At 44.1% G+C, this 25,190-nt stretch carries 25 protein-coding genes and 1 tRNA gene; 5 read left to right on the forward strand and 21 right to left on the reverse strand.

Annotated elements, in window-relative coordinates; translation table 11 throughout:
• Positions 1–2 precede the first annotated feature (2 nt).
• A complete protein-coding gene (locus tag R8N49_RS04980; protein ID WP_065274363.1) occupies positions 3–1,142 on the reverse strand; it encodes an efflux RND transporter periplasmic adaptor subunit in 1,140 nt (379 codons plus the stop codon).
• A gap of 466 nt (positions 1,143–1,608) precedes the next feature.
• The gene (locus R8N49_RS04985; RefSeq protein WP_258489974.1) at positions 1,609–3,246 is read right to left on the reverse strand and encodes a methyl-accepting chemotaxis protein; all 1,638 of its coding nucleotides are present in this window, start codon (positions 3,244–3,246) and stop codon (positions 1,609–1,611) included.
• Positions 3,247–4,020: 774 nt separating this feature from the next.
• On the opposite strand from R8N49_RS04985, the gene R8N49_RS04990 reads away from it, so the two are divergent.
• A complete protein-coding gene (locus tag R8N49_RS04990) occupies positions 4,021–5,010 on the forward strand; it encodes a Solitary outer membrane autotransporter beta-barrel domain (RefSeq protein ID WP_054575117.1) in 990 nt (329 codons plus the stop codon).
• Between the two features lie 5 nt (positions 5,011–5,015).
• Here R8N49_RS04990 and R8N49_RS04995 read toward each other — a convergent pair whose 3' ends face one another.
• Positions 5,016–5,264 (reverse strand): hypothetical protein, encoded by a 249-nt coding sequence (locus R8N49_RS04995; protein ID WP_005378271.1) that lies wholly within the window; start codon positions 5,262–5,264, stop codon positions 5,016–5,018.
• An 817-nt stretch (positions 5,265–6,081) separates the two neighbouring features.
• Between R8N49_RS04995 and R8N49_RS05000 the strand changes: the two genes are divergently transcribed.
• From R8N49_RS05000 to R8N49_RS05010, 3 genes are all read left to right on the forward strand, one after another.
• Complete coding sequence (locus R8N49_RS05000) at positions 6,082–7,413, forward strand: cytochrome ubiquinol oxidase subunit I (RefSeq protein WP_186584349.1); 1,332 nt, start codon at positions 6,082–6,084, stop codon at positions 7,411–7,413.
• A gap of 2 nt (positions 7,414–7,415) precedes the next feature.
• Positions 7,416–8,408, forward strand: coding sequence for a cytochrome d ubiquinol oxidase subunit II (locus tag R8N49_RS05005; protein ID WP_053307466.1), 993 nt, complete (start codon positions 7,416–7,418; stop codon positions 8,406–8,408).
• A gap of 346 nt (positions 8,409–8,754) precedes the next feature.
• Entirely contained in the window at positions 8,755–8,883 is a 129-nt protein-coding gene (locus tag R8N49_RS05010; RefSeq protein WP_017635045.1) for a hypothetical protein, read from the forward strand.
• A 273-nt stretch (positions 8,884–9,156) separates the two neighbouring features.
• On the opposite strand, the gene R8N49_RS05015 is transcribed toward R8N49_RS05010, so the two are convergent.
• The 3 genes from R8N49_RS05015 to R8N49_RS05025 all read right to left on the reverse strand — a co-directional run bounded on the left by R8N49_RS05015 (position 9,157) and on the right by R8N49_RS05025 (position 12,761).
• Positions 9,157–9,244: transfer RNA gene (locus R8N49_RS05015), tRNA-Ser, on the reverse strand.
• Between the two features lie 144 nt (positions 9,245–9,388).
• A complete protein-coding gene (locus R8N49_RS05020) occupies positions 9,389–9,838 on the reverse strand; it encodes an L-alanine exporter AlaE (RefSeq protein WP_005378276.1) in 450 nt (149 codons plus the stop codon).
• Between the two features lie 502 nt (positions 9,839–10,340).
• On the reverse strand, positions 10,341–12,761 hold the full coding sequence (locus R8N49_RS05025; RefSeq protein ID WP_033905057.1) for a hybrid sensor histidine kinase/response regulator: 2,421 nt from the start codon (positions 12,759–12,761) through the stop codon (positions 10,341–10,343).
• Positions 12,762–12,812: 51 nt separating this feature from the next.
• On the opposite strand from R8N49_RS05025, the gene R8N49_RS05030 reads away from it, so the two are divergent.
• Positions 12,813–13,424, forward strand: a complete 612-nt coding sequence (locus tag R8N49_RS05030) for a YecA family protein (RefSeq protein WP_005378278.1) — start codon at positions 12,813–12,815, stop codon at positions 13,422–13,424.
• Positions 13,425–13,497: 73 nt separating this feature from the next.
• On the opposite strand, the gene R8N49_RS05035 is transcribed toward R8N49_RS05030, so the two are convergent.
• The 15 genes from R8N49_RS05035 to cydB form a co-directional block, all read right to left on the reverse strand.
• Positions 13,498–14,664, reverse strand: coding sequence for a glutathionylspermidine synthase family protein (locus R8N49_RS05035; RefSeq protein ID WP_042522104.1), 1,167 nt, complete (start codon positions 14,662–14,664; stop codon positions 13,498–13,500).
• Between the two features lie 8 nt (positions 14,665–14,672).
• Positions 14,673–15,242 carry a DUF1190 domain-containing protein gene (locus R8N49_RS05040; protein WP_025766906.1) on the reverse strand — a complete coding sequence of 190 codons (570 nt, stop codon included), beginning with the start codon at positions 15,240–15,242 and terminating at the stop codon, positions 14,673–14,675.
• Positions 15,243–15,250: 8 nt separating this feature from the next.
• Positions 15,251–15,667: a DUF350 domain-containing protein gene (locus tag R8N49_RS05045; protein WP_005378281.1), complete on the reverse strand. Its 417-nt coding sequence runs from the start codon at positions 15,665–15,667 to the stop codon at positions 15,251–15,253.
• The gene (locus tag R8N49_RS05050; protein WP_186584385.1) at positions 15,667–16,710 is read right to left on the reverse strand and encodes a potassium channel protein; all 1,044 of its coding nucleotides are present in this window, start codon (positions 16,708–16,710) and stop codon (positions 15,667–15,669) included. Before R8N49_RS05050 ends, R8N49_RS05045 begins: the two co-directional genes overlap by 1 nt.
• Positions 16,711–16,828: 118 nt before the next feature.
• On the reverse strand, positions 16,829–17,890 hold the full coding sequence (gene nadA, locus R8N49_RS05055) for a quinolinate synthase NadA (protein ID WP_017635054.1): 1,062 nt from the start codon (positions 17,888–17,890) through the stop codon (positions 16,829–16,831).
• 251 nt (positions 17,891–18,141) lie between these two features.
• On the reverse strand, positions 18,142–18,894 hold the full coding sequence (ybgF, locus tag R8N49_RS05060; protein WP_005378285.1) for a tol-pal system protein YbgF: 753 nt from the start codon (positions 18,892–18,894) through the stop codon (positions 18,142–18,144).
• Positions 18,895–18,909: 15 nt separating this feature from the next.
• A complete protein-coding gene (gene pal / locus R8N49_RS05065; RefSeq protein ID WP_005378293.1) occupies positions 18,910–19,434 on the reverse strand; it encodes a peptidoglycan-associated lipoprotein Pal in 525 nt (174 codons plus the stop codon).
• A 30-nt stretch (positions 19,435–19,464) separates the two neighbouring features.
• Positions 19,465–20,817: a Tol-Pal system beta propeller repeat protein TolB gene (tolB, locus tag R8N49_RS05070; RefSeq protein ID WP_005387925.1), complete on the reverse strand. Its 1,353-nt coding sequence runs from the start codon at positions 20,815–20,817 to the stop codon at positions 19,465–19,467.
• Between the two features lie 12 nt (positions 20,818–20,829).
• Entirely contained in the window at positions 20,830–21,897 is a 1,068-nt protein-coding gene (gene tolA, locus R8N49_RS05075; RefSeq protein WP_025766907.1) for a cell envelope integrity protein TolA, read from the reverse strand.
• 13 nt (positions 21,898–21,910) lie between these two features.
• Complete coding sequence (locus R8N49_RS05080) at positions 21,911–22,354, reverse strand: ExbD/TolR family protein (protein ID WP_005378298.1); 444 nt, start codon at positions 22,352–22,354, stop codon at positions 21,911–21,913.
• Positions 22,355–22,357: 3 nt separating this feature from the next.
• The gene (gene tolQ, locus R8N49_RS05085) at positions 22,358–23,056 is read right to left on the reverse strand and encodes a protein TolQ (RefSeq protein WP_005378301.1); all 699 of its coding nucleotides are present in this window, start codon (positions 23,054–23,056) and stop codon (positions 22,358–22,360) included.
• A complete protein-coding gene (gene ybgC / locus R8N49_RS05090) occupies positions 23,046–23,465 on the reverse strand; it encodes a tol-pal system-associated acyl-CoA thioesterase (RefSeq protein WP_017820044.1) in 420 nt (139 codons plus the stop codon). Before ybgC ends, tolQ begins: the two co-directional genes overlap by 11 nt.
• Before the next feature lie 172 nt (positions 23,466–23,637).
• On the reverse strand, positions 23,638–23,940 hold the full coding sequence (gene ybgE, locus R8N49_RS05095; RefSeq protein WP_005378304.1) for a cyd operon protein YbgE: 303 nt from the start codon (positions 23,938–23,940) through the stop codon (positions 23,638–23,640).
• Complete coding sequence (cydX, locus tag R8N49_RS05100) at positions 23,933–24,040, reverse strand: cytochrome bd-I oxidase subunit CydX (RefSeq protein ID WP_000270284.1); 108 nt, start codon at positions 24,038–24,040, stop codon at positions 23,933–23,935. The genes ybgE and cydX overlap by 8 nt, the downstream gene beginning before the upstream one ends.
• Before the next feature lie 12 nt (positions 24,041–24,052).
• A complete protein-coding gene (gene cydB, locus R8N49_RS05105) occupies positions 24,053–25,189 on the reverse strand; it encodes a cytochrome d ubiquinol oxidase subunit II (RefSeq protein WP_258489976.1) in 1,137 nt (378 codons plus the stop codon).
• Position 25,190 lies beyond the last annotated feature (1 nt).

The following is a 25,190-nucleotide window of genomic DNA, read 5'->3' on the forward strand; positions in this document are numbered from 1 at the left end:
GATTACTCCTGTTCACCGTTTTGGATAGTTACCGAACTGCCTGGCCCTACCTTTTGTAAACCGGCGGTAATGACTTTATCACCCGCGTTCAAACCATCAATAATGCGCCATTGGCTATTGATCGCTTCAGCAGTCTTCACTGGTTTCGCTTCCACTTTGTTCTCGCCATTAACCGTCATCACTGTCGCTTTACCTGTCGCATCACGAGATACCGTATTTTGTGGTATTAGAATCGCATCAGGGTCGACACCAGTAATGACCGTCGCACGAACAAACATTCCAGGTAGCAACAAACCGTCAGGGTTTGGGAATTCGGCACGAAGCGTCACGCTGCCCGTACTTTCGTTCACATTGACCTCAGTAAATTTCATTGTGCCTTTGTGTTCGTAAGTGCTGCCATCTTCAAGCATCAATGTAACTTGCGCAGAGTCATCTTCTTGCATATGGCCTTGGGAGAGTGATGCTTTCAAACGCAGCAGTTGCGCGGATGATTGCACAATATCAACATTGATAGGGTCAAGCTGCTGAATGGTCGCTAATTTGGCAGCTTGGTTAGCCGTAACCAACGCACCCGCTGTCACACTCGATTTACCGATCACTCCGCTAATCGGAGCTTTGACTTGCGTATAATCTAAGTTGATTTTTGCTGTGTTGATCTTGGCTTTTGCGACTAGGACCTGCGCTTTCGCTTCTTTGTATGCCGCTTCTGCTTCATCCAAGTCTTGTTGGCTGATGGATTTTTTGGTGATCAAGGTTCTGTAACGCTTCACCGTGGCATAGGTCGACTCTGCCGCAGCTTGCGCACGGATTAATTCCGCTTCAGCGCTCAGCAAATCCGCCTGAAATGATGAATCATCAATTTGATATAGCGACTGTCCTTGTTCAACAAGGCCACCTTCAACAAAATTTCGCTCCGAAATAATGCCAGTGACTTGCGGACGAACTTCCGCTTCTTTGAATGCTCGGCTACGACCCGGCAACTCTACTGTCAATGCTTGGCGCGTTGGCTGGACTGTTAACACTTCTACTTCGGTTGTGGGCGCAGGACCACCACCTTGGCTCGATCCTTCTTCGCTAGGTTGACATCCAACCACAAAAAGGCTCGACGCAATCAGCAGAGATAGCGTGGTTTTACGTCTCATGAATTTTTCTCTCTTATCTACCGACAAGCCTTCAAGATTCCTTATTAAAAGCTTCTAGAATGACTTAATAATGACTAACGGATGTATATCCAGAACAAATTAATTAGGATGATAAATACCCAGTGTTGTACATACAACAAAATTTACAGTTCTATACGCTTACGTAAAACGTTTATGGTAAAGGTGTTATGAAGTTCTCAAATTTGAAGATTTTGGGTTGGAAATCACATTTTCCTGTGTGCAATTGCAATGGTTAAAAAGCAGCAAAAGTGATGATAAAAGCATCATCACGCTGTACAGAGTTTGTTACCGCTGTCTAGGGTTATTTGCCCACTCTGGTATACGAACTAAAGTGAGAAAGGAATGTAAATATAGTCGAAATTTCACAAGTCAGGTTCGCCACTTATCTAAAAAATAACCCGCTAAGAAGCGGGTTATTTCGTCAGTGAGATTGCTGTTCTCAAGCTTATACTTTGAACTGACTGACCTGATGATCTAAACGTTGAGTTTGCTCTGACAACATGGCTAAAGAAGCTTGCGCTTGGTTTACGATTTCCACAATTGAAGTGCTACTGTCTGCAATGCCTTGTACGTTGCTATTTACTTCGTCACTTACTGTACTTTGCTGGCTCGCAGCCGTTGCAATGTGTGTATTCATCTCGTTCATACGTGAAATCGCGTTCAAGATTTCAGAAAGGGATTCACTCGCTCGGCCAGCGGACTTGATCGTTTCATCACTGCTATTTTGGCTACCGCGCATCACTTCTACAGCTTGTCCTGCACCAGATTGTAGCTTTTCAATCATGGTTTGGATTTCTCCCGTACTCTGTTGCGTACGACTGGCTAAAGAACGAACCTCGTCCGCTACCACAGCAAAGCCTCGCCCTTGCTCTCCAGCGCGAGCCGCTTCAATGGCTGCGTTAAGCGCTAATAAGTTTGTTTGCTCGGCAATACCACGAATTACATCCAGTACGGACGCAATGTTACTCACATCATGATCCAATGTGTTAATGACGTGGCTTGCGCTTTCGATTTCACTTGCGAGGCTACGAATTGAGCTAACCGTTTGATCCAAAATAACATTGGTATTGGTAAGTTCATCATTCGCTGTTTGGCTCGCAACCGCAGCTTCGTTAGCGCTATCGCTTACATTTCTGCTGGTGACTTGCATTTCATGCACTGCCGCCGCTACCGCCTCGCTATCTTTTTGCTGAGAAACGGTCGAGTTCGCGATGGTCGTGGTCAACGAGCTAAGATTTGCCATTTCGTTACGTAAGGTATTTGAGCTTTCAATTACCTGAGCGACTGTCATTTGAATTTTGGACACAAACTGGTTAAATGCGTCTGCTAAATTGCCAATTTCGTCTTGTGTTTTTACATCGATTCGTTGACTTAGATCACCTTCACCGGACGCAATTTCTGTCATCGCATTTTTAATATCATTGATAGGCTTCACAACCGTTTGTAACAACAAAAAAGCCATCGCGATAGCGGCAAAAATAACAATCACAATGCCAGCCTCAAGAATGAGTTCTGCTCTTGTTGCAGCCGCTGATATTTCGCCCTTCAACTGGCTTTGCTTTTCTTCTATTGCATCTTTTACAACGTTAAGCTGCGCTCTAACCTCGATAAATTGGTCTTCAAAGTTATGTTTGTGCTCATTGTAGTAACCACGCCATTGAGATTGAGGTAAACGTAGCATCGCTTCATAACTTGCTAACCATTTTTCACCCAAAGAGACAAGCGTTCGAACTTCATTACCATGTGTAGAAGGCATCACACCGGCTTGTGATAGCTCAATCATTTGTTCCATACGTGGTAGTGCTTTGTAGGCGTTGTCTTTGTATTCACCGATGTGATGATCAATATCGTTTTGAGTATCAGAAAGTGCAACACCTTGGATTGCAGATGTTGCTTGGTAAAGATCGCGATAAGCATCCTCAATCGTTAATAAGTTCGGCACGATCTGTTCGTTAAGTGTTTCACTCAACTCAGATTGTTTCCAACTTGTCATAACGTTTAATACAGAGCTCACAATAAACAATCCAATAATCAGTGACAGCGGAATCACGATCTTCTGCTTGATCGTTAAGTTCTGGAACATGAATAGACTCTCTTTATTTATGGTATACAAACTGCCGGAAATTATATCAAACAAATAGAGTATACCATTAGGTAAAAGAGGCTATTCAACAAGAAATCTAATGACTTTTTGACAAGGGTTCTAATTTCAACAATTAGTTGATTTTATACAAAATTTAACAAATAGATCTTTTCAAAAGATGCAAATTAAAATGCTCTTTCAAAACGAAAAATATGTAACAGAAAGTGAATTAAAAGGGACCACATTTTGAAGAATAGATCGACTCAATGATTTACAGAGAACACATACAAAACACAGTTATTGGATTGAGCACCACCGCGGAATATGCAAAGGTCCGAACATTTCTTCTAAAGCTCAAAAAAACCATTGTTTATCTGACGTATTTAAGGGTACTCCTTGATGACGTTAGTCGTGATGTTGGCAGACAGGATGCTTACAAGTTTTCGAAGTTAACCAGTAGCACAGTGAACGATTCAGATTTTCTTGAGCGCTAAGGCAATAAAAAAGTTTGCTATTTTCCTCTCAAGAGACGCATTCAAGAAAATAATGCAACCTAGTCACAAAGTCTTGCTACATCTTCAGAAAAGAATGATGTTGCTAAACAAATCTGGTGCAGCATACACATTGAAGCTAAACTCGTTTAAGGAATTTTTTCATATCAATATGAGAAAACATAGATTTCTCAAAGTTACACCGACCATTCAACGATTAAACTAATGTTAGCGTACCGGTACGTCCAAAAACTCCATGCATGAACCATTTGAAAGAGCCAAAATGTTCCAACCCAACTTCGCCTCAGTGGAGTGGCGAGTCGTTTCGCTCGCTCTCCTACTCTCTCTTCCTCACACTGCTCAAGCGGATCCACTAGATAAGGAAATTAGCAACCTTCTCCAACAACGTTTTTCTATCGCGGTTTTGCTGTCCGACACTGACGCAATTGCGTTTGGTATTGGCGACTTTGATCCGAATGCATTATTTGATACCGCCAACCCAGAGTTCGGGACTGACGAGTCAATCAATGAACGTCGAAGCAAATCCGTATATGTTCTCCCTTACACGACTAACTTTGACATTGAGGGCAGCGAGGATTTACATGAGCTGTCGTTTAAGGCGTTTACGATACAAACAGAGAATGATCTCAAACTATTCGGCACAAGTAAGGATCTTCTCAAGGAAAGGACATACGGTGCGTCGATTGGTTATGGGTATCTATACAAAGCAAGTGAAAGCGTCACTCTTAGCACCAGAACGACGACTCACCTTATGCGTTATGAAAACTCATTCTCTACCGATAATAAACTTTCCTCCATCATTGGAAGAATCCTAGACGGCCGTGCCGTTAACGTTTCAGCATGGGCGGCAATAGTTCAACCATCCATTAAAGCCAAATACACGTCTCCCACAAGTTGGGGGAAATGGCATGCCAGTTCGACATTGAATTCATTCATTGGGCACAGCTGGGGAAGCGCAAATAACGGCAATATAGGCAACCCTAAAGGTTGGTACCTATCTAATGAAATCACCGGTTACTACAATATTTATCACGGTGAGCAGGCTTTATTTACCGGGATTAAAAGAGTCGACCTTTCGCATGATTTAAGCGATGAACTGGGAAGTCCGCATTACTACGAAGCTTCTATAGGATGGCTATTTTATGCACCAAAGCCCTTTGATTGGTTGGACAATTTCGGCATAGGCGTTAACTTCAACTACGGCTCGACTCTCAGAGGCGGCAGCATTCAGCTTTACTACAACAAACAATAAAGCCGTCAATACAGGAACCAGTTGGTAGCATATATAACAAGAAGAACTAGAAGACACAAAAGGAATGGCAGAGTTAGCGTCTTCGCAAACTTTTTCATGAGACTTGGGTTATCAAACACCACACCTTCCGCTTCTCTTACCCTTCGCTCTTCGTCAAAATGCCATTTAATGGCTAAGTAGGCTCCTATCCCTAATACAATAAGCTTAAAAGCTCCAGCAAAGTAAGGAAAGAAATTAGCCCAACTGTCGTTCATTATCCATCTCCATCAAATTCAATATCAGCTTTGCGGTGGCAGAATCCAAGATTCATGTAGAATGCCCCCCTCAAAGCCAGACTCTCTGGCTAGCGCCAGTCTACTGCTCGAGATAGCTGTCCACAACTCTCTTTACCAGATCGGCATTTATTAATTATTTAATAAATAACAAGAAAGACACTAGCACACTTGCTGAAAAGTAAGTGTCAGTTTGGATTGAAACTCATCAGGAATCGAAAATGGTCCGCAGTCGACTTGCTGATCTAGTGAAAGCCGAATTACCTAGCGTTAAATCGTTCGCTAGTATAAAAATCTAGCCTATCGCACTTCTGGTCGAGTCCTAACAAACTTATGATGCATATGTCATTAGCGGTGCAATTTTAAGTTTATCAATTAGCTAAAGTTCCCCCACCTTAACTGTCAGTAAGCTTGCTGTGTTTAAGATGATCTCGACATGACTAGTGCATAAATAGTATGGAGGTTCAAAGTGAAGGCAACGCAAATCTCCTTACTAAAAATATTGTTTATGTAATTTTATTTCAGGATTATCGAAACCATCATAAGGATAATTCGAACTAATCTTAATCTATGCTCCTTCAGTTACATTTGCTTTCTTTTACTCACTTCTCGCGACTATTAGTGGCATTTTGAGACAATTTCCTACACTCCTTTCTTTCCCTTAGTTGATATAAATCATGGTTAGAAGAAAACAGAATCACCTGTATTTCTCGATACATGAATCCAAACTGCCCGACTTTTCGTAACTAAATTACAGATAGACTCGATTTTTAGTATGGCACGTTTTTGAGGAACCAAGATGTTAGATACCCTCATGCTGTCGCGGATCCAGTTCGCGGCCAATATCAGCTTTCACATTCTCTTCCCGACCATCACCATCGCGTTGGCGTGGATGTTGGTGTTTTTCAAGTGGCGATATAACCGCACCCAAGCCCCCGTATGGCTCGATGTTTATTACTTCTGGGTCAAGATATTCGCTCTCACTTTCGCCTTGGGTGTGGTATCCGGCATTACGATGAGTTTCCAGTTTGGTACCAACTGGCCAGGCTTTATGGAACGAGTCGGAAACGTCGCAGGACCATTGCTCGGATACGAAGTGATGACCGCCTTCTTTATGGAAGCCACCTTCCTGGGTGTAATGCTTTTTGGACGAGGACGAGTACCGGAATGGGTTCATACTCTCGCAACCGTTCTGGTTGCAGTTGGGACAAGTATGTCCGCATTTTGGATTCTGGTGCTTAACAGCTGGATGCACACACCAAGTGGCTATGAAGTGATTGACGGAATTGTTCATGTGACCAGTTGGAAAGAAGTCATTTTCAATCCTTCTTTACCGTACCGTCTTCTACACACGCTATTAGCATCGGCGCTGACTGCCAGCTTCTTGATTGCGGGTATCTCAGCTTATCAAATAATGAAAAAGCCAGATCATCGCTCAGCCAAACTTGGCCTAAAAGTCGCGCTGTTCGCGGCAGCTGGATTCATCCCGGTACAAATCTTTGTCGGTGACCTTCACGGGTTAAACACGCTTGAACATCAACCTGCAAAAATTGCAGCGATGGAAGGTGTGTGGGAGACCGAGCAAGGCGCACCTCTTCTTCTGTTTGCGATGCCAAATGAAGAAACTCGCAGCAATGATTTTGAAGTTGGCATCCCTAAGTTGGCGAGTTTGATTCTTACGCATGACTTAAACGGGGAAATCCAAGGACTTAACGAGTTTGCGCCTGACCACCCGCCCGTGAACCCCTTGTTCTTTGGTTTCCGCGTGATGGTTGGTGTCGGTGTTCTTATGCTGCTGGTTAGCTGGTATGGCGCGGTGAAGCTAGCACGTAAAAAAGCGCTACCTAAACCTTACCTGTACACGGTATTAGCCATGACGTTCTCTGGTTGGATAGCCACACTGTCGGGTTGGTATGTTACTGAGATTGGTCGACAACCTTGGTTGGTCAGCGGTGTATTGCGAACATCCGAAGCCGTCACCACGGTTGCGAGCAGTAGCGTGATGACTTCGCTCATTATGTACTTAGCCATTTATGCTGCATTGCTGGTTGCGTACATCCATACCCTGTTCTATTTGGCGCGCAAAGACGTTGCAGCCCATGAAGTCCCACTGACACAACAAGAGGCCTAATCATGCTCGACTATCTACCAGAAATTTATCTTCTGCTGCTTGGCTTCTCGGTCTTTATGTATGCCGTGCTCGACGGCTACGACCTTGGCGTCGGTATCCTTTTACCAAGTGATAATGAAGCGCAACGTGACCGAATGATAGCCTCTATCGGCCCTTTCTGGGACGCGAACGAAACGTGGTTGGTGTTAGCCGTTGGTATTTTGTTGATTGCCTTTCCTACCGCTCACAGTTTGATTTTAACGGAGCTCTATATGCCGACCGCCATAATGCTTATCGCACTGATAATGCGTGGCGTGGCGTTCGATTTCCGAGCCAAAGCGAACTCGGATCATAAACCTCATTGGGATTGGTGCTTCAGAATTGGCTCGCTAATCACCGCACTAACTCAGGGTTACATGGTGGGTCGTTACATCATGGGATTTGAACAATCAACCGAAGCATTTGGCTTTGCTTGGTTAAGCGCACTTTGTGTAGCGGCGGCGTACGTTTACATCGGTGGCGCATGGTTAGTACTAAAAACGGAAGGTGATTTGCAAATACGCTCGGCCCGTTGGTCTCGCCGTGCTGGTTGGTTAGCGGCCTTAGGAATCTTGGTGGTTAGCGTTGTAAACCCAATTGTAAATCAACAAGTTGCCTTGCGTTGGTTCAGCTTCCCAGAAATCTTGTTGCTTGCCCCAGTTCCGTTAATTGTATTGGCAACCATCTTCCTAGTTGATCGCTATTTGCGTCAGGTTCCAATGGTGAATGATCTGGGTGTGCGCTGGCCTTTCTTTGGTGTCACTGTCATTTTCGCGTTGAGCTTTCTCGGGCTTGCGTATAGCTTCTTCCCAGAAGTTGTGCCGGGATTAATGACCGCACAAGAAGCGGCCTCCTCGCCTGCGACGTTAATAATCGTGGGCTACGGTGTGATGATTGTTATGCCGGTGATATTGCTTTACACCTTTGTGGTATACCGGATCTTCAAAGGCAAAGCGACAGAACTTAGCTACAAGTAGGAAGGTAATTCCTCAACAAAGCGCCGCTGCTCATGCGGCGTTTTTTTGCAGTACTCACGACTAAAGTATCTACCCAAGGCGACTGAGTGGAAACGCTTGAGAATGTAACGGCAGCCAGTAGTTTGTTCCTAACTAGAACGAGATAACCGTTTCTCAACTATAGCGATACAGGCACAAAAACAGAAAGAATATTTGATGTTACAAAAGGTAGACCGCCACTTTAAAACGCTTTGAGTGTTTTTTGCGCTCAATGAGGTGCAAGTATACTTATGCTTTTTATGACTTGTGAACACTCAATTGCATGTTATGTTGCTGTTGAAATAGTACATGAAATAAGGACAAGAACATGAAGATAAGATGCAAAACGACGCAAAGCATTGAAAAATTTAACCCAGATGACCTCAATCCAAACACAGATCTCTTTGGTATGATTGCTGTTGTATTCGTGTTCATGGCTGTTTTGCTTAGCATCTAGTAGCACTACGTTCATTCTTGTGGCCGTATTCATACCTCATGTGATATGGCTGCTAAATTCTAGATTAAAGCGGATAGGCTAACCCGCACCAATCAGATTATGGCTGCCTCTGTATAGCTTCTTCAATTTTGGCGTTGTATCGAGGTGAGATATGAACAGTTGGCTTGTAGATAGAATGGCGCTTGCACCTTGAGCACTCTTGTGTACTTTCAATGACGCATTACTTTAGTGCAGATATGAAAAAAGGCCTGATAAATCAGACCTTTTAGAATGTGGCGGTGAGTGAGAGATTCGAACTCTCGATACGTTGCCGTATACACACTTTCCAGGCGTGCTCCTTCAGCCACTCGGACAACTCACCGAATCAAATTTTGGTTAGCATCATTGGCTAACGAGGCGCTAATTTAATGATTATGTGCCTGATGGTCAAGGCTAAACATAAAAAAAAGCGCCCTTTTCGAATCGATTGCTCACTAAGTAACTAAATTGAGCAAAACTGGGGCATTTACATGCTTTGAGAATAACCGGGAACACGGAACCAACGGCGGCACATATCCAAGAAGTACCCATACAACACACCCATGCCACAAGAAATAACAGCGTTACTTGCCACTGCGGTCACAATTTGATCTGTAGACGCGCCAACTGCGAATAAGATACCCGCATAAACTGGAGATTGAAATAGTACATAAGCGACCAGATCGGAGATGTTTTTCATAAAGGAAGACGGTGACACCTTACTACCTTGATGCAGCACCCAATCACGAAAAACCCCATACGGCCAAGCAATAGCGATATTCACTGGAATCGATAGCGTACGCGATGCTAGAGATTGCTCAAATGTCATCCCTGAAATCAAAATCTCGACAATCATCCCTGTGATAAAGCAAAAAACAACCATAGCAAAGGTATCCGCTGCGGCGTGACGAATACAAAATGGTCCACGAGACTTCATTTACAAAACCCTTAAAATCAAACACTGCAATTAATAAAAATAATAAAACTATTAACCACTAAAAAGACATCAAGCCAGCTAATGATGCAATTAGAACACACAAAAACTAGCTTATGGTTCTGCATTTAAAATTAAGTTGTAAATTTATAACCAACTTTTAAAGTAAAAGTAGTTTTTTTCACCAATGGCGAGTAAAAACGCCTAAAATTACGTAAAAATGGTACAAAAACACGGATTTCACTTACATAAAAAGGGGTTACGATAATTATTTTGGCGTAAAGTTAGAACAAAACTCGGACTGTAAACAGTCACTCCTATAGCTTATGCTACCAAGCTGCGAAAATTCAGAGTATTACCGATATAATCACAGTAGAAGGTCTTGCTGCTTTACTCGTAAAAGTAAAACTGCAAGCCTGTTCATTGCAGGTTAGAAGAGTTTGTCACGAAGCTGGATGACGTATGAATAGTAAGAACAATTCACAGTTGCGCCATATTGATTCAGTTATGGTGAGGCCAGCAAAATCGTTAATGTATCGATATCATCTTGGTCTGGGGATTGCTGACGCTTTAAGTTACTTCTTATCCGTTCAGCGACTGAAGAAACGTCGTCACTGAGTTCAAGGGGAGCCTCCGCAATGATCGCTGAAATAGCCTCAAGTGCTTCATTAAGATGTCCATTATCTAGAGCGACATAGAAGTTGAGTAACCACTTTTCAGCATTAAAGCTATCTGCTGCATTTCCATCAAAGTCCGATTGGTACTGATATAACTGTGTCGCATGAAGATACAGTGCATCATTTAATTCAGACTCCACTATTGGTTTCGCTATTATGTGATCTGCTCCTACATTAATCATACGCTCTTGTGTTTCTTTGAACACATCCGCTGTACAGCCAAAAATCAGTACCGACTTAGCAGGTGAACTCATTGCTCGAATGGCTGATATGGCCCCAACGCCATCTAGAACAGGCATATGATTATCCATCAGTATCAAATCAAATGGTTTGATCGCAACCTCATCGACTGCAAGCTGACCATTTTCGACACTTGTGCACTCAAAGCCCTTGGCTCGGAGGAAAGTTTCCATAATGATCGCATTTGTTCGGTTGTCTTCAACAATGAGTGCTTTCAACCCTTTACAGTTCAATTTATGTGTATTGATTGACTCTACTTTACCTGGCTTGCAAGGTGTAAGGGCAATTTCGACAGTAAAAGTCGTTCCAGCGTCCTCCTGACTCTCTACAACCACTTGCCCACCCATATGTTCCGCGATTTCTTTGACTATTGCTAAACCAAGCCCTGTACCACCAAACCGCCTAGTCGTTGATGACTCCGCTTGCTCAAAAGGACGAAAAATGCGTTTTTGTGCCTCTTTTGAAATACCAATTCCTGTATCTTTTACCTTTAGTATCAGCTTGGTGCCTGCCTTACTCGATTTCTCGGCTAGCTCTACCTCTACGATGCCACGATCGGTGAACTTAACAGCGTTATTGAGTAGATTGAACAGTACTTGACGCAAACGGGCTTTGTCATTGTTGTACCAACGACCCGTTGGTAAATGCGAGACTACTCTAAAGCGAAGACCTTTTTCTGCACATAGAGTTTGATAAACACTCTTGATACTGCCGATAATCGACTCAATTGGGAAAGGCTTATTTTCAAACTCAACATGCCCTTGTTCAATTTTTGAGTAATCTAAAATCTCATTGAGTAATGTCATCATGTGATCACCTGAATCATAAAGTGTTCTCAGGTGCTTACGCTGCTCATCGGTAAGTGGTGTTTTTAACAGTATCTGGGCAGTTCCTAGTACACCGTTCATTGGTGTGCGAATCTCGTGGGACAATGTGGCTAAGAATGCCGTTTTAGCGTTTGTCGAAGCCTGAGCTTTTATTCTCTCCTGCTCTAAATAGATCGTCTTTTCATTGAACTTCTCGATAAGCTGTCCGATTTCGTCATCGCTATCGTAGTCAATATCTATGATCCCACCAGTTTTCGAGTCATCAATCTTAGCGGCAATGCGAACAATTGGTTCAACAATATAGCGATTCAGTAAGTAGTAACCGACCAAGACACACAAGAGCAAAAATGGAATGATCCTCCCCTCAACGCTCATCACTTGTTCAAACACTTGATCAGCGACTTTAGCTTTTGCGTTGACAACTTCCATGCGCCAATCGAACTCTCCGAAATCAAGCTCGCTGACATAAATTTCGTCCGTCAGTTGAAAGTTGTGTTCAATAATCACGTTTGAGTCAGCATCGCGAACCACTACCCCCAAAGAATGCTGGTTCGTGTGCTCTCGAATAAACTGAAAAAGTGCATCAAGTGATAGGTCTACCGTTACAACTCCAGCGAATCGACCGTTTTGGTAGTACGGAGAAGACGCGGTAATCATCTGGACCTGAGTAAAGGTATCGATGTAAACCGTAGACCAACTAACAGAACCTACCGGAGCATCGGCGGCAGCGACATACCAGGGTTCATTATCATAACCGCCAGATTCGGGGTTATTGTAGGAGTGAATTTGGTCAATACCACTATCACTGTTTTTATTGAAGAATAGACTTTTATATCTCCATTGTTCTGCTTTGAGTTCGGGTTTAGGCCATACGCCACCACTAACAAGCATCTTGTCACTCAATTGAAGAATATGTGGAATTATTGTGTTGAGAGATTGAATATTTTCAGTCCCTTGGGCTAGCCCTACTAAGCTGCTCAATACACCTGTAGAACTGAGGAGGGGCTCTTTTATCTCAAGAGCCAGGAGTTGGGTACGTAACTCTAGGTTTTGCTCTAGCTTTTGTCTAACCGGTGGCTCAACAACCAAATAGGCGACAGAACCGATAGTGGCGATAAAGAAGCACAGGTAAAGTGTTAGGGCGAGAATGCTTTTTTTTCTAAGTGATGAGCGAATTTCCATAGATGTGTGAATCATTCCCTAATATCGATTTATCACTAATTGATTGGTAAGATGAGCGCAATCAACCAGCCCATTAACAAATGGTATTCTATTTTGAAACTACAAGACATCCTTTCTCTCCCAGAACTTGACGGTAAACTACTAAACCTAGCAAAAACTCAAGGCTTTGTAACAGCGATGGCTGCAGCGCCAAACGTATTAATGCCTCAAGAGTGGTTGCCATTCTTATGGGGTGGAGAAGAAACAGCGCCATTTACTGACGGTGAACAACTAGAGCAGTACATTGACGAGATTGTACAAATGTGGAACCAAACTCGTCCCGCTCTCCTAGAAGGCACTTGGCAGTGGCCTGCAGGGTGCGCGCTAGATGAGCAAGACATTGTAACAAGTCAGGCTCGCGATTTCTGTGAAGGTGTATTACAAGGCTGGCAACTTGCGCGTGATGACTGGGAAACGTTGATGCCTGAGGATAGCGAAGATAATGCCCTACTCGGTGGTGTTTTACTTTCTCTTACTATGCTTTACGACCCAGAAACAACCATTGAAACATTGGCCGAACAAGGTATGGAAGGCTTAGAGCAGTTTGAAGAGATCTTCAATGCAATGCCAGTGATGTTATGTGGTCTTACCCAGCGCGGTGTTGCATTAGCTGAAGAACAATAGACGCAACGCTGTCGACCATCAAGATTGAACGGCTGAATAGACAAAAAGCTCTCCAAATGGAGAGCTTTTTTGATCATGTTAAAATTACATGTGGAATATACCGCGCCATATCTTGAGTCACTAAGCTACTGTCTTCCCTAATCGAAATACCGGCAGCTCTATCATTGACCAACCAACTGCCAATTAACGTATGGTTGTGCCCAAACTTAGGTAGTGGATGGTATTGCTGGACGATATTGAATTTAGATTCATAAGGCCCTGACGTTTTAACAAAACGTTTTCCATCGATGACGATCTCGATGTTCGCGCCCTCTCGAGAAAATAGTGGCTTGATGACATAATCTCTCATAGTGTTCGCTTTTGAATCGTTAGCAAAATAAGCGGGCAAAAGGTTCGGGTGATTAGGAAAGCGCTCCCACAATAACGGTAAAAGTGCTTTATTGGATAGAATCGACTTCCACATCGGTTCTAACCAGTTTACGTTCGCAGTCGCTAAGTACTTCGCATATTCCTCTTCAAACATAAACTCCCAAGGGTAAAGCTTAAACATCCAACGAATCGCTCTGTCGTCAGCATCCACAAACAGACCATCTTCCGTCACTCCAATATCTTCGACATGCACGAATGCCGTTGCTAACCCTGCCTCTCGCGCGCAATCCTCTAAATACTGGACAGTCCCTTTATCTTCTTCAGTGTACTTGCAGCAGCTAAAGTGAAGTGTTTGTCCTGGTTGGTATTTTGCTATTTCGGCAAAGCGCTCGATCAAAAAGTCTTGAAGAATATTGAATTGATCCGCGCTCTGGTGAACTCGACCTTTATTTACAACATCTTCTAGCCACACCCACTGCCAAAAGCCAGTTTCAAACAAGCTGGTTGGCGTATCCGCATTGTTTTCCAGTAATTTTGCTGGCGAGGTCCCGTTGTACGCGAAATCCAGCCGCGAATAAAGCGAAGGTTCGCTTCGTCTCCATGAAGAAGCGACCTGCTCCCACATAGATTCAGGGATCGCACATTGCGTCAGCAACCGCTCACTCCGAACGACTTCATCCACAATAGCCAGGCACATCTGATGCAGCTCTTCAGTGGGCGCTTCTATATCGCGCTCAATTTGCTCCAGCGTGAATTGATAGTAAGCACTCTCATCCCAATACGGTTGGTCATACATGGTATGGAAACCAAAACCAAACTGGCGTGCTAATTCACGCCAGTTTTCGCGCTCTTGTATTTCTCGTCGAAACATAGTGCTTTTTAACCGCCTCGACTGACCGACACCGCTTTACCAAACCCGCCTCGAGACATCGCCCTGCCAATGGTGCCGCCACCACGTTTATTAAGGCTATTCGTCGCAACTTTGGTCGGCTGATTTCGGTAGGAGCCAAAGAATTGTCCTGCTCCATTATAGAATTTGGATTTATAACGGTACATCGGCTCTGAGTAATAGCTCTTGTTATAACCTTTCAACCCGCTTAATGAGCGACTGTAAAAAAAACCGCCAAAGTTAGGTACATAAGCTCGGGAACTGGAACTGTAGTAACAATCATCCTCGTAGAAATCATTCTCGCATTCGAACTCGCTGCGGTAGCGAGGGGCATTTTGTTCGGCACGAGCTAAAGCTTCTTGGTATGCAATGTCACACTGTTCACTAAACTCAGGCGAGTTAGATTTACACTCATCAGCATCAGAAAAAATGTACCCTTCTGTTTTTGACTCGTACGTAGCAAAGAAGAAAATACCACCAAAGGCAGCAAAGGGAAGAATTTTCCCAAGCTTTAAGCTTTTGTCCATGGAAGAACGTTTAACGTTAGAACTCCGCTTCATCGTTCCTCCTAGTAGGTCATGCACGCGGCATTCAATACGCCAACCGAAACAGAAACTGCTGCTAATACAATACCGGCTGGCAGTTCATCTTTTTCGATACGCTCTGCCACTTTCGGAAGTAAAATAAAGCGTACAATTGCAAATGCAATAATTTGAGCAAGCATTGCAACAACGCCCCATACCATAAAATCGACGATATTGACTGAGTTTTTTGCCGCCCCCGAAATCGCGAGACAGTAACCAAGGAAGGCCCCACTTAGCGCAATCGCTGCTGCTGTATTTTGTTTTTCTTTGATCAGATGCCACTCATCGTATGGCGTCAACTTGACGTAGATGAACTTAAACGCCAATACAAAAATAATAGAAACAGAGAAATAGAGTAAAAAGTTTGGGAAGCCTGCTAACAGGCCAGCAATCATGTGCATTATTGTTCCTTGTTCATTTCTTTCCAGGCAAAATCTTCAATACGTTCATCTGCAATGTAAAACAGCTTGGTACTCGCGGGTACTTCAGCATCTAAATCTGGGTTGAGTTGAATACCATCGCCAATATCAAAAGCAATCAGCGTGGCATGATGGCGTCTTTTGAGAAAAACGAAGAGATTCTCAATAGTGGTGGCAGACTGACCCTCGGGATAAATAACTGAGTATTGCGTCATACCTCGTGTTGAAGCCAAAAGCTCCTGATGAAGCGCACTTGAGCCCGGGTCAACCGCCGCTTTTGCCAACATTTCTGCGCCAACAGCAGGTATGCATTCCGCTTTCGGGCAATGCTGACTTAGAAGTCGGCCTAGCGCTTCATCTTTAAAGTAAGCGACCAAATGAGCGAAAGGGTTTACAGATGCGCAGTATAGAGCGGCTGACAAGGTAATGTCGTCCGAGAGATTATCCACAATAATGCAAGCGGCTTCGGCAATATTGGCGTTTTTCATTTCTTGCGAATCGGTATAACTGGTCACTTTGATAAAACTGATTTCGCCAGGTAACGGGTTCTCTATTTCTGAACGGCTGCATAAAACAATCGGACGCTTTCCCTCTTCTTCATGTTGTAACATGCGAATAAGGTGCATCGTTCTCGATCCATTCCAGCCCAACAATACAATATGGTTTTCCACTCTTACTCTCCGTTTTCCTAAAATACCCGCTCGCCAATAGTCCATCGCTGCTCCAGCGACACGCCCCAATAATGCGGCGAATAAGCTCAAACCGCCGGGGATTACAAATAGCACGACAACCCATTTACCCAAATCTGTTACTGGAGAATGGTCGCCATAACCCACCGTACTCGCCGTAACCATGAGGTAATAGATAAAGTTAGCGAAACTGTCTGTTAATGCGGTTTCACCAGCGAGAACCAGCAGCCACCATGAAAGGCTCACATATAAGCCACTAAAGATGAGAAGGCTTCGGTTGCTCAATTTAAAAAGGTGTGAACTAAGCCACTTTTTAACTACTAACCACACCGCCATAAATTTATGACCTCGATATTCATTGATTGCATCAATAGTAACTCATTGATAGTAAGACACAAAAAAACCAGCCATATTCGGCTGGTTTTTGAGATTTACTTTCAGTTACGCCTACTTTTTAAGCATTACCTTTCACTTGCATATTTAGCTGCTCAGCAAAATCTAGCATGCGGTTAAGTGGTATAAGGGATTTAACACGCAGTTCTTCGTCAACAAAAATCTCGTGCTCTTTACCACCTTCACTAAGCGCTTTCTCAATTGCTTTCAAACCGTTCATTGCCATCCAAGGACAGTGTGCACAGCTGCGGCATGTTGCGCCTGCACCTGCGGTTGGTGCTTCGATAAGTTCTTTTTCTGGCACTAGTTGCTGCATTTTAAAGAAAATACCTTTGTCTGTCGCAACGATCATTTGTTTGTGAGGAAGCTCTTTCGCTGCTTTGATCAGCTGACTCGTTGATCCAACGGCATCGGCAAGTTCTACGACGCTTGCTGGTGACTCAGGGTGAACCAAAATAGCCGCATCTGGATACACGCTCTTCATTTTTCGTAACGCATCAGCAGAGAACTCATCATGAACCACACACTCACCCTGCCAAAGCAGCATATCTGCGCCAGTTTTGTTAGCGATGTACGATCCTAGGTGACGGTCTGGTCCCCAAATAATTGGCTTATCTTCAGCGTCTAAGTGTTCCACGATTTCAAGCGCAATACTCGATGTAACGACCCAGTCGGCACGGGCTTTAACCGCTGCTGAGGTGTTTGCGTAAACTACAACCGTATGATCAGGGTGAGCATCACAAAACTCGCTGAACTTATCCGCAGGACAGCCAAGGTCGAGCGAACATTCCGCTTCCAACGTTGGCATTAGAATGCGCTTTTCTGGTGTCAGAATTTTGGCCGACTCGCCCATAAAGCGAACACCACCAATAATCAATGTACTTGCAGGGTGACGATTACCAAACTTCGCCATTTCCAACGAGTCACCAACAAACCCGCCAGTGTCTTCAGCTAGGGCTTGAATCTCAGGGTCGGTATAATAGTGCGCGATAAGTACCGCATCTTTTTCTTTGAGTAACTTTTTAATACGCTCAATGTAAGATGCTTTTTCTTCTTCGCTTAATGGAACTGGTTTCGGTGGGAATGGGTAAACAGTGTCGATTTTATCTAATATATGGCTCATTGCTCTTGCTCTACGCAACTTCCTTTAATCCGAGTATTGTAACCTCGTTAATTTTCAAAAACCAACTTGTCGCGGGGATTTCTAGCGGTCTAGCCGTATATCTTTGTTACAGGTAGCATTTCCGAGTAGCGAAATTCGGTGCAACACAAGGTCAGAGGCTCTGCATCATTGCTATCGACTTAGCCGTTCTGCACCAACAGAAAATGGAAAAGAAAAAGGAAGCCGAAGCTTCCTTTTCAAAACATAACGTCTTACAGCTTAGAGCTGGCAAGTTTTGCAGATGCACTACCTGGGTATTCATCAACCACTTGTTGGTAGTACTTTTTCGCTTGAGCTGCATTGTTATTACGCTCAGCGATTTCGCCTAACTTAAGCAACGCATCGGCTCGCTTATTGGAGTCTTTGTAAGACACCACAGCGGCAAAACTTTTCACTGCATCCTCATCCTGCTTTTTAGCGAAGTACAACTGACCTAGCCAGTAGTGAGAATTCGCTGAATATGTAGAATCAGGATAATCTTTCTGAAACTGCTGGAACGCTGCAATTGCGCCAGTGTAATCACGCTTTTTGAGAATGAGGTCAACTGCATTCTGATATGCCGTTTGCTCATCAACATTTGGAGTGTACTGGCCACCTGTTTTCACAGGTTGTGCTTCTTGTGCAGGTGTGGATTTTATCTCTCCACGAACACGATCCAGCTCGACAAACAACTCACGTTGACGTTGCAACATTTGTTTCATTTCGTAGCTATTTCGCTCTAATTGACCACGCAATTCACTGATCTCTTGTGACATTTGGTCAATTTGCTGTTGCATTTGGAGCTGAACGCGATTGCGGTTTTGGAGCAAACGTTCTAGACGCTCTACTTCCGTTTCAGATGAACGGCTCTTAGAGACGGATGATGTGCTGTTGAGATCGGATACTGGAGCTGGTGCAGCGAACGCAAAGTTCGCTGCACTTGCCAGTAACGTAAGCGCAACAGCGCGCTTAGTGTTACTGAACATGAGGATTACCTCGAATTAGTATACTAGAACCGCGCGACGGTTCTTAGCGTAAACTTCATCTGATTGACCTAGAAGAAGTGGCTTCTCTTCACCGTAGCTAACGATTGAGATTTGGTCAGCTTGAACACCTAGTGCTTGTAGGTAGTTCGCTACTGCTTGTGCACGACGCTCACCTAGAGCAATGTTGTACTCAGGTGTACCGCGCTCATCAGCGTGACCTTCGATAGTTACGTTAAGTGCTGGGTTCTTGCTTAGGTAAGAAGCGTGAGCCGCTAGCATCTCTTCGTAATCTGCTGCAATTGTTGAGTTGTCAAAAGCAAAGTAGATTGTTTGAGTTTCACGTAGCGCTTGCTCTTTTAGCTCTTGCTCTGTCAACTGACCGCTTTGATCAATTGGCGTAGCTACTGTTGTTTCCACTGCGCCATTGTTGTTTGTTGCTGCACCAGTGTTAGAAGCAGCGTCGTCGCTTGAACTACACGCTGTAACAGCCATTACAGGAAGCGCGATTAGTAGCCCTTTTAGAACCTTGTTCAGTTGCATCTTATTTTCCTTTATTAATCAAACTTATTACTACAAAAACGGTGACCATGCAGGCGCTCGAACACGCCCATTTGTTGCCGGTAATCTAGCTTTGAATCGACCATCAATTGACACCATCGATAGTACGTTTTTCTTGTTGTAAATCGAGCTATACACAACCATGCCACCGTTTGGGGCAATACTAGGAGACTCATCAAGCAAGGTCTTAGTTAAGACTTGAAGAGCACCAGTTTCCAAATCTTGTTTCGCCAAATTAAATCCTGCGTTGCTGCGGTTCACCATAACTAGGAATCGCCCATCAGGAGTAATCTGACCACCCAAATTTTGGCTGCCTTGCCAAGTCAAACGGTCAATAGAACCGCTGCCCAAATTTACTTGATAAATCTGTGGTTTACCACCCCTATCCGATGTGAAAATCAACGATTTTCCATCCGGATGCCAGAACGGTTCCGTATTATTTGATCTGCCACGCGTAATTTGCGTCAGTTTACGAGTGTTAAGGTCAAACGTATAAACATGAAGCGAGCCTGTTTTAGAAAGAACAATCGCTAACTTATTGCCATCAGGCGAAAATCTTGGTGCACCATTGTGACGTGGGTATGAAGTAATTTTCTCACGTTCACCGGTGTAGATGTTCATTATGAAGATTTCTGCTTGGCCATTTTGGAAGCTAACATACGCAAGCTTTTTACCATCTGGTGACCACGCTGGTGACATTAATGGTTGCTTAGAGCGTAAAACCAGACGCTCATTGTAGCCATCGTAATCAGCGACTCGAAGTTGGTAAGGGAAACGGTCTTTATCGTTCACTACCACATATGCGATACGAGTCATGAAAGCGCCACGGTCGCCAGTCAACTGCTCATACACCAAATCAGAGATACGGTGAGCGTACTCACGCATACGAGGCCCTTGAACAGTGGCTACTTTATTGAACAGCACATGATCTTTTGACAGAACCAATTCACCGTCACTACCAAGCGCCTTACTCTTCCCACCCGTTAACTGACCACGCACAATATCAACAAGTTGATAGTTGATAACGTAGTCACCTTGGTCGTTTTGCTTGATTGAACCAGTCAATAGCGCATCCACGCCTAAATTGGTCCAAGCATCAAAATTAACTTCTGATTCACTGAACGGTGTTTGTGGCATTTTGCTCGTTGGAACTGGGCTAAATTTACCACTACGTTGTAAATCCGAGGCGATAACAGCAGAAACATCCGTTGGAAGCGCTTGTGTGCCCTCCCACTTAAACGGAACAACAGCAATTGGTCGTGCTGAATCAATACCATCGGTAATGACCAACTCTAATGCGGCATTCGCCACATTTGTCATACTGCTAAACAGTACAAACATTCCTAGTAAAAGGCGTCTAATCACGTCTTATTCCTTTTAGTCCAAAGCAACAGTTATGTTGATGTCTTTTAGTCTTTCATTGACCGCTGATTCTGAAGATTTAGGGAACGTCCCTACCTGAGCTATTGCTCGCTTCGCCGCAGCACATACTCGAGCATCACCACTCAAAACGGTAACACCAGAGACCATCATATCAGTTCCTGTCGGAATCAATTTGATGTTTACCCTACACTCCTTTCCCAGCAAGTAGTCATCCTTAATCAGCTTTTGCTGAATATTTTGAGTATAGATGGATGACATACGAGAAAGTTCGTCGTCAATAAATTGATTGCGCGCAGCACTGTTTTTACTGACCTCATCCTCGAGACCCGCAAAAATATCATCTAACGCGGCTTCTTGAGCTTTACGCTCACGCTCGGCACGCTCAGCTGCTTCTCTCGCTTTACGCTCTCGCTCCGCTGCCTCTTTTGCCGCTTTCTCTTTTGCGATGCGCTCTTGTTCAGCTTTTTCAGCTGCTTCACGCTCACGACGTGCTTTTTCTTCCGCTTCTTTTGCTGCTTTTTCACGAGCTAAACGTTCTTGCTCAGCTTTTGCGATAGCCGCTTCTTTTGCTAAACGCTCCTGCTCAGCTTTACGCACGGCTTCTTCTTTTTCCTTGCGCTCTTTTTCTAGCTTAGCAGCTCGCTCTTTTTCTTTGCGAACACGTTCTTCTTCCTGCTTGCGCTCTTGCTCTTTTTTCTTACGCGCAGCTTCTGCTTCTCGTGCCGCTTGAGCATCTTTCGCTTGCTGCTCTTTCAACTTGCGAATTTGCTCTTCTTCAGCTTTGCGGTTTTTTTCTAGCTGCTCTGCTTCGCGTCTCAGTTTATCAAGACGCTCTTGTTCTTTTTTCGCTGCCTTTTCGCGTTGCTGGCGAATTTCTTTCGCTTGTTGCTGCACAAGTTTTGGATCGATGACAACAGCTTGAACCATTTGCCCTGTAGGCTCTGGTTTAGACATATTGAAGTCCGTCCCCCAAAGCAGGGCTGCAACTAGAATTGCATGCAAACCAACCGATATTGCTATCGGTTTGGTGTATTGGTTGGGTTTCTTCTTGTGATCTTTCATAGATAATTGATGTCTATTCCCTGATATCGGTCATTAGACCTACCTTAGGGATACCAGCTCGACTTAGTTCATCCAGCAATAGAACAACATCGGCATATGGTGTTGCCGCGTCGCCACCTACCGCAACTGGTGAATCCGGCTTAACCTCTCGCTCCGCTTTCACTCGCACAATAACATCTTGCAACGACAAACCTCGCTGAACTTCTTCATCATTGACGCTTAGGCCTAAATTACCCTCGCTATCAATTTCGATGATAATAAAGCTACTGTCAGTCTCGCCAGCAAGGTCTTGCATAGATTCTGCAGTCGATGTTTTCGGAAGATCAACGTCGACGCCTTGAGTCACAAATGGAGCGGTCGCCATAAAAATGATCAACAGTACGAGCATTACGTCGATATACGGAACAACGTTGATCTCCGCTGTCATTTTTCGCTTTTTAGGTTGATAACCCGCCATGCTTTATTCCTTATCCGCGCTGTCTCGGCCAGCCATCGCTTGACGATGAAGGATGCTGTGGAATTCTTCAGAAAATGTTGCGTAAGTGTGCTCTAGTTTACTCACTTTATTGCTTAGGCGGTTGTACGCCATTACTGCCGGAATAGCCGCAAATAGACCCATCGCTGTCGCGATAAGTGCCTCGGCGATACCCGGTGCAACCATAGACAACGTAGCTTGCTTTACTTCACCCAGCGCAATAAAGGCGTGCATGATGCCCCAAACGGTACCAAATAGGCCGATATAAGGGCTTATAGAACCGACTGTTGCCAAAAACGGTAAGCTTGTTTCTAGCTCATCAACTTCACGAGAAACAGCAACGCGCATTGCGCGGCCAGTGCCTTCCATGATGTAAGCTGGTGAATTTGCGTTGCTCTTACGTAGGCGAGCAAACTCTGTAAAACCTGCGTAGAAGATTTCTTCTGTGCCTTCAATTTCGTCTTTACGCGCTTTTACTTTTTGGTAAAGCTGAGAAAGATCAGTACCCGACCAAAATTTGTCTTCAAACTGCTCTGCATTTTTTGACGCTTGAGAAAGCACTTTGCTGCGCTTGATGATCATTGCCCATGACACAATTGACATGCCAAGCAACGTCAGCATCACAAGCTTTACCAACAGACTGGCCTGAAGAAAGAGATCTAAAATGGAAATATCAGCAGTCACTATTTGTTAGCTCCGAATTTATAAAGGTTGGAATAGCTATTGGTTTCATTTTCTTATTATCGATACATGCTACCTTAACCGAGGCCTTGCACAATATCTTGCCTTGATCATTGACCAACTCTTGACAGAATTGCAGAGAAGCACGTTTTATTTCTGACACTCGGGTTACGACTGTCAGATGCTCGTCCAGCCTAGCCCCTTGGTTGAAATCGATATCCATGTGTCGGACAACAAAGCCGATATTTTGTTCCAGTAACACATGTTGAGAAATGCCTTTAGCACGTAACATCTCTGTCCGTGCGCGCTCAAAGAATTTTAGATAATTAGAATGATATACAACACCGCCCGCATCAGTGTCTTCATAGTACACGGTGATCGGCCAGTGAAAGAGATTTGATGTGCCTTGCAAGGGAGTACCAATATATTCAATTCTTTAAAGTAATTACTATAACTGAAGCGACAGCAATTGGTACCGAGCTAAGGAAATATTTTTGAAATTTGTAGAAAAAATAAAAGCTAGGCGAGATACCTAGCTTTTATTCGATAATTTAGTAACCGACTTTATTACAGCATATTTCAGCCTAAATGAAATAAAGTGCCGTTAGATAAATTAAGATAGCTAACGAGAAATAAGGACTAAACAAAACTTGCCAGTACCAGTTTCTTGGCTTGAAGCCCACCCCATACACCATGCTTGAACATACAGACCAAATCAGTGCTGGTGCGATGATTGAGTTAAAACCACCAATTGCTTGATGGTAAGCTTCAGGGTCCCACATCACCAATCCTACGTGCATAAAGCCAAGGATGAGAGATAAGACTCGTAGCAGAGTCTTATCCATTGGTGCGTGAAGTTTCGCTACCTTATCAGCGAGGTTACTCACTGTCTTTATCCATCATTTCTGAGTGCTCTAGCCAAAGAGCGTTGATGATACCGAATGCACAAGCAAGTAGTACACCTAGAATCCATGCGAAATACCACATAGTAAATGCTCCTTAGTAAAGTGAGTTTTTGTTGTCTTCAATGTACTGGTCATCAAGGCGACCAAACATCTTGTAGTAAGTCCAAGATGTGTAACCAAGGATGATTGGCACCATAACAAACGCAACGCCTGTCATTAGGTTCAGAGTCAGCTCAGATGACGTTGCATCCCACATTGTTAAGCTGTGGCTTGGCATTAAGTCTGAAGGCATGATGAATGGGAACATCGCAAAACCTGCAGTAAAGATAACACCAGCAACACCCAAGCTTGAAGTAATGAACGAAATCGCACATTTTTCAAGACGAGATGCCAATACAGCGAGAAGCGGCATTGCAACACCTAATACAGGAGCAGCCCATAATAGTGGGTAGTTTTCAAAGTTCTTCATCCACGCACCAGCTTCACGGATAACCTCTTTGTTTAGAGGGTTAGAAGCAGCGTTAGTGTCGATACCGCCAACAATGACGTAGCCATCGATATTTTGGATCCAGAAACCAGCCGCTACAAACGCAGCAACCGTCAGTAAACCAGCCAACTGAGCAACATTGCGCGCACGCACATGCACTTCGCCTGTTGTTTTCATTTGTAGCCAAGTAGAACCTTGCATCAAAATCATGAACAAGCTTACTAGACCACACAACAGTGCAAATGGGTTTAGTAGACCAAAGAGTGAGCCATGGTATGTTGGCATCAAGAACTCGCTCAATTGGAATGGTACACCTTGTAGAAGGTTACCAAACGCCACACCAAAGATGATTGGCGGAACAAAACCACTGATTGAGATACAGATATCCCAGGTATTGCGCCATTTTGGATCTTCGATTTTAGAGCGGTAGTCTAGGCCCAGAGGACGAAGCCATAGCGCTGCTAGTGTCAAAATCATCGCTAAGTAGAAGCCTGAAAATGACGTTGCGTAAACCAAAGGCCAAGCTGCGAACAGTGCACCACCAGCAGTGATAAGCCAAACTTGGTTACCATCCCAGTGAGGAGCAATTGAGTTAATCATGACACGGCGTTGCGTGTCGTTTTTACCGATAATAGGTACAAGCGCGCCTACACCCATATCGAAGCCGTCTGTTACTGCAAAACCAACTAGTAGAACACCGATTAGTACCCACCAGATGAGTCGCAAGATTTCGTAATCAAACATC

The organism is Vibrio sp. 1978 (assembly GCF_033344345.1).